1 protein-coding gene is annotated in these 390 nt (G+C 63.1%); it reads left to right on the top strand.

What is annotated here, in order from left to right:
• Positions 1–390 (top strand): HNH endonuclease signature motif containing protein (locus tag AC5RVN_RS17450; RefSeq protein WP_494138756.1); only part of this gene is annotated, 390 nt, incomplete at both ends.

Here is a 390-nt window from a genome sequence, read left to right as displayed (position 1 = left end):
ACCCTCCGCAAAATCGCCTGCGACGCCGACATCATCCCCGCACTCCTGGGCACCCACGGCGAAATCCTCGACCTCGGCCGCAAAACCCGGCTCTTCACCCCCACCCAACGCCTCGCCCTCACCGCCCGCGACCAAGGCTGCACCTTCCCCCACTGCACCATCCCCGCACCCTGGTGCGAAGCCCACCACATCACCTACTGGTCCCACGGCGGAACCACCACCATCAACAACGGCGCCCTCCTCTGCAGCAGCCACCACCACCTGATCCACAAAGAACAATGGACCATCACCACCATCAACGGCACCCCCTGGTACACACCCCCAAAACACCTCGACCCCCACCAAAAACCCCAACAAAACCACTACTTCAAACCACCCCCACCACCCCAA

This window comes from Arthrobacter sp. sptzw32, from assembly GCF_059089735.1.
Note: the sequence above shows the minus strand (reverse complement) of the source record. Positions and strands in the feature narration are given on the sequence as shown.